This is a genomic window from Microbacterium sp. Bi128 (assembly GCF_918698205.1).
On record NZ_CAKKMM010001182.1, the window covers coordinates 1 to 1606 of the forward strand.

Here is a 1606-nt window from a genome sequence, read left to right on the forward strand (position 1 = left end):
CCCGTCAGCTTCGGCTCCATGAAGCGGCGGAACGTGTCACGCATCAGCGTCCCGCCCACTACCGCCTCGTGCAGCTCCCGCAGATCCCGCAGCGTGAACGGCTCATCTAACAGCTCGCCGGGATCTGGGTCCTCCGCATAGGCAGCCCGCAGCCATTCCACAGCCTTCGCGACAATATCCGCGTGACCGTACGGCAGTCCCGCGATCAGGTCCGGCTCCCCCGCCACTGAAGCCAGCCGGACGCCGTCGGACTTCAACGCTTCGTCCAAAGCCGCCAGCGGCACCACGTCAACGTGCGCCACTGACAGCACCCAGCCGCGGTCATCGCGCCCGGGCTCGTCGAAGACGTGCAGCTGGCGCGGCACCCGCCCGGAGATGCCCGCCTTCTCGCGCAGACAGCGCAGCACCGCATCCGCGAGGGCCTCGCGTTCCCGCAGGAACGTTCCCGGCAGCGCCCACTTTCCGTGCTGATGATCCTCCTCGCGCCGCACCAGCAGCACGCACACCCTGCCCTCGGAAACGGTCACCACCGCCGTATCCACTGCCACCGAGGGGCGCGGGTAGTCGAGCAGGGACTGGCCAATGCTGTTCTTGGAATCCTTCACACGATTATTTAACGCAGTCTTGCGCTAAAGATGCAAGCCGTCCATACTGAAACCAATTAGCGCAGAAATGCTTTAAATCAACTGGAGGTCCATCATGATGGTTCCACAGCTCCACGTCGGCGCCGGCAGCAGGCTCGGCCCCCTGAGCATCTTCCCCGTCTGGACCTCCTGCTCCGGCAACCTGGGCATCAGCACCGGGACCCACGCCGACGTCGCCGTGACCGAACTCGCCAGCGGCGCCCAAGTCGCCCGGCTCACCGTCACCAACAACGGCCCGCACCCCGCCTTGCTGCTGGAAGGCGAGCTGCTCGAAGGCGGACAGCAGCACCGGACCTGCGCCCGCGACGTCGTCCTGGGTCCGGGCGAAACCCGCGACATCGACACCTTCTGCGTCGAAGCCGGCCGCTGGGAAGCCGGGGAAACCAGCCACCGCCGGCAGGCACGGCGCGCCCCGCTGAACGTCTGGTCCGAGCTGGCCAACGGTTCGAACGATCTGCGCGGGACCAACCGGCAGGGCCGCATCTGGGACCGCGTCGGCCGCTTCGACGCCGCCCGCGGCGCCTCGGTGACCAGTTCACTGCTCGACCACATGGACCGGTTCAAGGACAACGCGCACAACCGCTTCGACGCCGCGGACGCACCGGCCGCCCTAGAAGGCCAGCGCGGCGTCGTGATCGGCCTGGGACAGCAGCCGCTGCTCCTGGAGGTCTTCGGCACCCACACGCTGTTCCGCCGGCACTACCGGCAGCTGATCGATTCCGCGCTGCTGGACCTGGAACTCCTCTCGCCCCAGGCACTGGCGTCCGGCCCCATGCCGGGCCAGCGGGCCCGCGACTTCGCCGCCCACGTCCAGGCGATGGACTTCGGAACGTTCGACGGCGGCGCCGTGGCCGTCGAGGTCCGGAACCATGGCGCCCTCCGGAGCCGCAACGTTTCCCGCGCCGGCGGAACTGTTTCCGCCGCCGGCATCGCCGTCGAGCTTCCCAAGCGCCGCCCCCAGC

Annotated in this window: 2 protein-coding genes; one reads left to right on the plus strand and one right to left on the minus strand. The window is 68.6% G+C overall.

Annotated features, from left to right (window positions below):
- Positions 1 to 605: NUDIX hydrolase (locus tag LQV45_RS31030; protein ID WP_230011152.1), on the minus strand; the 605-nt coding region annotated here is incomplete at its 3' end.
- A gap of 94 nt (positions 606 to 699) precedes the next feature.
- Between LQV45_RS31030 and LQV45_RS31035 the strand changes: the two genes are divergently transcribed.
- Positions 700 to 1606 (plus strand): ARPP-1 family domain-containing protein (locus LQV45_RS31035; RefSeq protein ID WP_230011154.1); only part of this gene is annotated, 907 nt, incomplete at its 3' end.